Annotated in this window: 7 protein-coding genes; 4 read left to right on the top strand and 3 right to left on the bottom strand. The window is 59.5% G+C overall.

The window, feature by feature from the left end:
• A partial coding sequence (locus VH599_17725) for an IS481 family transposase (protein HEY7350163.1) occupies positions 1-133 on the top strand: 133 nt, incomplete at its 5' end.
• Between the two features lie 506 nt (positions 134-639).
• Here the strand turns inward: VH599_17725 and VH599_17720 are convergent.
• The 3 genes from VH599_17720 to VH599_17710 form a co-directional block, all read right to left on the bottom strand.
• Positions 640-1,356, bottom strand: coding sequence for a DUF5343 domain-containing protein (locus VH599_17720; protein HEY7350162.1), 717 nt, complete (start codon positions 1,354-1,356; stop codon positions 640-642).
• 253 nt (positions 1,357-1,609) lie between these two features.
• Entirely contained in the window at positions 1,610-2,164 is a 555-nt protein-coding gene (locus tag VH599_17715; GenBank protein ID HEY7350161.1) for a flavin reductase family protein, read from the bottom strand.
• Positions 2,165-2,181: 17 nt separating this feature from the next.
• Positions 2,182-3,231 (bottom strand): hypothetical protein, encoded by a 1,050-nt coding sequence (locus VH599_17710; GenBank protein ID HEY7350160.1) that lies wholly within the window; start codon positions 3,229-3,231, stop codon positions 2,182-2,184.
• Positions 3,232-3,439: 208 nt separating this feature from the next.
• Here VH599_17710 and VH599_17705 point away from each other — a divergent pair, with 208 nt between their 5' ends.
• The 3 genes from VH599_17705 (at position 3,440) to VH599_17695 (ending at position 6,864) form a co-directional block, all read left to right on the top strand.
• Positions 3,440-4,093 carry a DNA-3-methyladenine glycosylase gene (locus VH599_17705; GenBank protein HEY7350159.1) on the top strand — a complete coding sequence of 218 codons (654 nt, stop codon included), beginning with the start codon at positions 3,440-3,442 and terminating at the stop codon, positions 4,091-4,093.
• Entirely contained in the window at positions 4,068-6,011 is a 1,944-nt protein-coding gene (mutL, locus tag VH599_17700) for a DNA mismatch repair endonuclease MutL (protein HEY7350158.1), read from the top strand. Before VH599_17705 ends, mutL begins: the two co-directional genes overlap by 26 nt.
• Before the next feature lie 241 nt (positions 6,012-6,252).
• On the top strand, positions 6,253-6,864 hold the full coding sequence (locus VH599_17695; protein ID HEY7350157.1) for a hypothetical protein: 612 nt from the start codon (positions 6,253-6,255) through the stop codon (positions 6,862-6,864).
• The last annotated feature ends 269 nt before the right edge of the window (positions 6,865-7,133 follow it).

The raw sequence follows: 7,133 nt of genomic DNA, 5'->3' as shown, positions 1-7,133 counted from the left end.
GCTCCAGAGCGACTTTGATCGCTGGCTCATCCAGTACAACACCGAACGCCCGCATCAAGGCTATCGCAACTTGGGCAAACGCCCGATTGATACGGTCAACGCTTACTTGCAAACTGTTAGGAAAGAAGCTTAGTAGTACATCCTGTACGACGATTCTCAGATCGTTTTTGATGGCATCTATGTCGCTGCGATGTGCATTGAAGCGGCGGCTATGGGCAGATTGATCTCCAACATCTTTGAGCCTAGATAGCGCTTGTTTTGCATTGCGGCCCAGATTCCAACTAGTTTCACTTAAGGTACAATTGATGAGGTCTCTTAGATAGAGGAAGTCACTACTTGGACCCTTGATCTTAGCCGCAATACTGTTTTGCTCAAAAGCCTCAATAATAAGCGTCTCGATCAGACGGCGAATCATCACAGCGCAGGCATCGTAGCAAGTGTTTTCATATGTCCTATTGATTTGATGGACAACCTTCTCAATATAGCCTCGTGTGCCTTTTACAAGCGAATGGGATATAACCATTTCGCTGCGAGAGGGGATAGCTTCGGCAGGAGGAAGCCATAACTGGCTGGCTTCCTCCTGTATGGCCTTTGCAGCGGCAAGAACAGATTTAGCAAGTTCATGGTTCACTGCTGTTCTCACCTATAGAGATGTTTAGCCATGCTATAAAAGATGTGATCGATCTGTTGCTGCGTGGCATCAGACGGGATATGAATCTCGATGTTGATGTTGAGGGCAGGCTGGAAACGGCCCACTGCATATTTTGCTGGTGATACCACCTCTTCTTCTGTTGAATTACTCTGAAGCACATCCGGCTCCGTAGCTGGTTGTAGCTTTCCTCCCGATTTTGCTCTTAAAATGCTAGTTTTGGGGGCTGTGGTTCTGCTGCGCGATTTTGTCGGAATATGATTGTTATCCTGTTTTGTTGGATCAGCTTCACAGAGCAACAAATAAAAATCTGCCATATCTCGTGCAGCATTCTCTCCAACACCCGTTTCACTTGCAAACCATCTCTCAATAGGGCTTCTCGGCGGGTTGGAGTCTGGAAATGCAGCAGCCAAATCTGGATAGATTTCTTTTCTAATCTCCTCACAAACTGCTGGATATTGATCATCATCACGCCACCTTATAGCGCGCGGAGTAGGTTTGCCATCCTGATCGATTAACCCTAATTTTTTCAAGGGAGGAATTAGGTTTCTTGCAGATGCAACCTGCCTATTTAGTATGAGCGCAAGATAATTTTTTGTTACGCGATCAGGAACGCTCTTTTTGAACTTTCTTCGTAAGTCCCACCAGTTGCTTGTATAAACTATTGGGTAGCTAGTTTTTTTGGTTTCTACTTTTGCTACAGCCATGATGAGAACCGCTCCTTCCCCAACTGATTAGGCTGAGGCAAACCTCTACATGTTTCCGCTAACTTAGGATGAGGTAGCACTGCTCTGAATTTCTTCCTCTGCTCACTTTAGACGCTTTGGGACAAGCCTCTTAAAGCATGAGAGTAGAAAAGTTACCTCATGCTTGTTAGCAGTATATCATTACTCGGTTCGATAGAGGCTATTTCTATGAAACATGTTGATACAAGGAGGTACTTTTAGGGGATAGTAGTTTTTAGAACCCCTCCAGCAGCCCCCTCGCCACCTCGCGCTGATGGGCCTGGTGGGCGTCGTAGCGTGTGAGCCAGTCCTGGGGGATGCGCGCGCGGGCAGCGGGCCAGGTAAGTGGCGGGCCGGGGTTGAGGATGCCGCCGTCGAGGATGTCGGCCAGGAAGCTGGTCATGTCGCCCGCGTCGAGCGTGGCGCGCACGCGGGCTTCGAGATAGCTGAGCGTTTCGAGCAGGATGGGGCTGCCGGTCTGGCGTGTTTCCAGTCGCAGCCCGGCCAGCTTATCGCCGTCGCGCCCGGAGCGCAGGCCCAACTGCTCGATCAGGTTGAGGTTATGTTCGCCCAGCAAGTGCAGGGCGAAGACGCCGCTCTCCAGCAGCAGATGGTGCGTGAAGTTCGCTTTCCAGATGTTGACGAGAATGCGCGGGCGATCACGCAGGATACTGGCGTTGAGGACAGACACGGCGATCTGGCCGTTGGCCTGACCGCCGTGCGCGGTGGTGATGGCGACCAGCGGCGACCAGAAGTGGCCGGTGATCTGTTGGATGCTTTGCTCATCCATGCTGCTGCGCCTGGCTGTTAATCGTGGGTCTTGCCCGTTTTACGTCGAATGAGCGTGAGTACATAGCCATAAAGTCCATCAAAGGGGTCCACCAGTTCTTGCGAGGCTGGGATGGGCGCGCCTGCGCGCAGCAGGGCGCTGATCGACTCCAGAAACGCCACGACGGGCGCGAAGTTGGGATCGGCGGCCATTTCCTGGCTGAAAGCGTCAATCTTGCTCGCCATGCGCTCGCGGCGCTCCACGCCACGTTTCCCCCTCGTGGCGGCAGCGATGACGGTTTGCTCGGCCACGTCGCCCAGCAACTGGCTCAGGTCTTCCGCCTCGGTGTCAAGCGAATAGCCCCCGCTGGGGCGCGGATAGCTTTGCGGCAAATTGGTCAGCGGCGGCATCGGCACAGGAGTATCATCCCTGGCTTGTGGCCTGGAGGCTCTGGAGATCGCCTCGGCGGTTGCCGCGTGGCCGTTTTGCGCTGTTGAATCGGTTTTTGGCCGGGTCGGTTTGTGGGGCGCTGCTGGCTCTGCCGGTGGGATGGATGCGGGTTCAGGTGTGGTTGGCGGCGCAGCCGGCGCGCTGGCCTCTCTCTGCTCTGCGCCGGGCGCAGCCGATTCGGGCGCGCGCTCCGGCATAGGCGCGATAGTCGGCGCGGCAGGCGCCTCACGTGTGGCGGTGGAGGCAAGGACTGGGGGGGCAGGGAGGGCTGCTGGGGATGGTTCGGCGGGCTGATGAATCGCTGTGTCGCTGGCGTCGGCTGCGCTGGCCGGGCTATGGGCATCATCGCGCCTGACACCCGTAAGCAGCAGAACACAAGAAGCGAGCAGGGCCAGCCCGGCGCCGATGGCCTCACTTGCCAGGACACCCGGCCAGGCAGAAAAAAAGATAAATCCAATTACCAGCGCAGCCAGCCCAAGCAAAAGCGTTGCCATCACCAGCCAGAAACGGGTCAACGTGCGCGATCCTTTCACAGTTCCCTCTTCCTTCGTGGATGTGGGATTCCCCGTTTCCTCCCCCTCATCGCGCAGCACCAGACCTGCGCTGCTCGTGTAATTGGGGTCGTGCGGGCCAGGCATAAAATAACCTCCAATGGATTCCAGTGGGTTGATGAAAAGACACTTTCATTCCTATACTAACATGCCCGGTTGAGCAGAACAAGGGCTGCCCTCCCTTTGTCTCCTGGGGGCGCCGCCTTGCCCCTCCCACGCCCCCATTTTTCTGAACACATCTTTGTGCTACAGCTATGCTATAATAGAACGGAATTTCTGTTCGTGAGGTGGCACTATCGCAAAGCTCTCTCCGGCGTTCTATAGGCAGCCCACGCTGGAACTTGCCCGCGCGCTGATCGGTATGACGCTGCTGCGGGCCGCACCGGAGGGTGTCAGCGGCGGCATCATCGTCGAAACCGAGGGGTATCTTTCGGCTATTGACCCGGCGGCGCATGGCTATCTTCGGCCCACGCCGCGCACCAGAATCATGTATGGCCCGCCTGGGTACGCCTACATCTATTTCAGCTATGGCATGCACTGTATGCTCAATATCAGTACGGAACCGGAGGGCGTTGGCGCTGCCGTCCTGATTCGCGCCATCCAGCCCACCGTAGGATTGGAATGGATACGCCAGCGTCGCGGCGAGCGCCTGCCGCTGCGCGACCTGGCGCGCGGGCCGGGGCGTGTCTGCGCTGCGCTGGGCCTGAGCCTGTCCGAAAATGGCGTCTCGCTGACCGACGATAGCCTCTGGCTGGATGACCAGCCGACGCTCGCGCCCGACGTGGTGATCGCCAATTCCACGCGGATTGGTATCAGCGTCGGCACAGACCTGCCCTGGCGCTGGTACCTGGTCGGTTGTCCGTATGTTTCTGGACCGTCCTCTCTAAATACCCCTGGGAATACTCCTGGCCGGGAGGCTGCGCGTGCCGATTCATCTGCTGCCGACTGATGTTGCCGCCAAGATCGCCGCCGGAGAAGTCGTCGAGCGGCCTGCTTCAGTAGTCAAAGAACTGCTGGAGAACGCCATTGACGCCGGAGCCACCAGTATCCGTGTCGATCTGCAAGATGGCGGGCTGCGCCTGATTCGTGTCAGCGACAACGGGCGCGGCATCCACGCCGACGAGTTAGCCCTGGCCCTGGCGCGCCATGCCACCAGCAAAATCCAGGCGCTGGACGATCTGGAGCGCATCCAGACGCTGGGCTTTCGCGGCGAAGCCCTGGCAAGCATCGCTGCTGTCTCGCAATTCACCCTCACCAGCCGCCCGGCAGAGGCCGAGATTGCCGCCGCCATCACCGCCAGCGGCAGCGCAGCGGGCCAGGTCAGCAAGACAGGCGCGCCCGCTGGCACAACCGTTATCGTGCGTGACCTCTTCGCCAGCGTTCCCGCGCGCCTGAAGTTCCTCAAAAGCCGCGCAACCGAAACCGGCCACTGCCTGCACCTGCTGCAACAATACGCGATGGCCTATCCCGAAATCCGCTTCAACGTCTCCAGTGAAGGTCGCCAGGTCTTCAGCGCCTCTGGCGATGGCAAGCTGTTGAGCGCGCTGATCGCCGTCTATGGCCTGGAGATTGCCGATCAGATGATTGAAGCGCAGAGCGAGGAGCGTGAGCCGTCCGACGAGGCCAACCCTCCGCCGCGCGTCTCCGGCTACATCAGCCGCCCAAGCTGCTACAAGTCCAGCCGCCAGTATCTCTCGTTCTTTGTCAACCGGCGCTGGGTGCAGAGCCGCATGCTCAATTTCGCCGTCGAAGAAGCCTATCACTCGCTCCTGTTGGCGGGACGGCATCCCATCGCCGTTCTCAACATTCGGCTGGACCCCGCGCTGCTGGATGTCAACGTTCATCCCGCCAAAACCGAGGTCAAGTTCCTGCGCGAACGCCAGGTCTATGCCACTGTGCAGCGGGCGGTGCGTGCCGCCTTGCTGGAGATCAGCGAAGCGCCGCGCCTGACTGATCGCGCTTTCTCCGCGTCCGCCTGGCCGGACATAGCAGTGCCCATACCGGGCGCTGGCGCGCCTGGCGAACCTGATGTCCCGGCGCGCGAAGCCTGGCCGTCAGCAGAAACTGCCGATGAAGCCAGCCCAGGCGCGCCACCCGCGCAGCCCACCTTCGCGCAAGGGCCGCTCTGGGGGTCGTTCTCTGGAGGCTGGCCTGGAGCAGCGGGCCGCGATCCAGCCAGAACGCCCTGGGAGCGCGGCGAGCGCGCCAGAGGCAGCGCCGCAGGTTTTCATGTCCCCACACCGGGCGCGCACGAGCGGTTTCAGACGACGGGACGCCTTCCGGCCCTGCGTGTGCTGGGCCAGCTTGCTCAGAGTTATGTCGTGACCGAAGGCCCGGATGGGCTGTATCTGATCGATCAACATGCCGCGCATGAGCGCGTGCTGCTGGAAGAGATGATCACTGGCATGCAGGCGCGAGCGGCAACGGTGCAGTTCTTGCTCAGCCCGCTGCCGCTGGAATGCGCGCCCCGCGAGCGCGAGGCCATCGAAGATCGGTTGGAGGCGCTGCGAGCGATTGGCTTTGATCTGGAACCCTTTGGTCCGGCGACACTGCTGGCGCGCGCTGTGCCCGGCCCGCTTGCCAAACAGGCCCGCGCTGGCGCTGACGAACTGCGCGAACTGCTGCTGGAACTGGCGGGCTATCGGGAAACCAGCGGCGGCCACAGCGAGACCTGGGAAGAACATGCCCTGGCAAACGTGGCCTGCAAAGCCGCCATTAAAGCAGGCGACAGCCTCTCGCTTGAAGAGATGCGCGCCTTGATCGGCCAGTTGGAACAGGTGGATGCCCGCTATAGCTGCTGTCATGGCCGCCCTACGATGGTTCATCTCAGCCTGGCGGCGCTGGCTCGCCAGTTTGATCGGCGCTAAGGGCAGACATCTGCCCGACTGGCCCGATCCATGCGCTGCTGGCGCGAATGCGCTCCAACGTGCCGATAGGGGCATTGTTTTTGCTTGCATTTCTGTGCTACTTCATAAAGGTTGGGTTGTAACGATCAAGAGGGCAAAACAGTCAGTATGTAAGGACATCAGTTTTTACCCCCCGCGCTTGTTTGGAAAATGTATGGTTCACGTCCGCGCATTGCGTCCTTCATTTCTGGAGATTTCTTCTATGCAGCTTCTCTCACTGAAAACCGCCATCCAGGGCATCATGGCGCGGGCCGAGCAGCAGAAAAATCTGAACGAGCGCCAGACATTTTATACTCATGCCTGCCTGGCGCTGGCCCTCCTGCTGGAAACCCCCGAGGAATCCGGCCCTGGCTGGCCGAGAGCGGCGCTGGCCCTGCTGCGCCCGCTGGCCGACCTATCATCTGGCCCGCTCGCTGCTACCGAAGCTTTCACCCTCGCCGCCCGCCAGCGGAGCCGCCCGCTGGTGGAAGTAATGGCCCCTATGCCTCTGACCGAGATTCAAGAATACCTGCTGGCGCTTCTGGAACTCCCCGACATCGCAGCGATTGGCTCTCTCAGCGAGATGCAGACGGCCATCGAAGGCGCGATCTCTGTTGGAGCGCCGCGTTATAATCGGGGTGATAGTGCTGGCTGCGCCCGGCTCTATCTTGCTACTGCGCTTACGCTGGTCAATGCGCAGATCAGTCGCGGCTTTCCGGGCCAGGCGCGCGCGCTCGATACCCTGAAAAAAGGGCTGACCGAGGCGCAGATGCTCAGCGATGTGGATGAGCGCGCCTGGGCGCTGCGCCACGCCTTTGATCGCGTGCTGAAGTAGCCACTTTTCGGTTCCACCAATGATCGGGGGTTGCCGCTGGTAGCGCCGCCGTCTCGGCGGCCAGCGTTGGCCTGCTGGCGCCGTGGCTTGGCGGGCGAACGCTCGCCCTGGCGCAGCGTTGGCCGCCGAGACGGCGGCGCTACAGATGGCGAGCCGCCGAGACGGCGGCGGTACACAGGCCGCCGCTTTTTGGTAGAACCCACCAGTATGTGGGGGCTGGCAAAAACGTTGACGGAAGGGTTAAGATAAGGGTCCAGGCTGCCATCTGT

This window comes from Ktedonobacterales bacterium, from assembly GCA_036557285.1.
Classification (GTDB): domain Bacteria; phylum Chloroflexota; class Ktedonobacteria; order Ktedonobacterales; family DATBGS01; genus DATBHW01.
The sequence above is the reverse complement of the archived record's forward strand: the minus strand, read 5'-3'. Positions and strand labels throughout refer to the sequence as shown.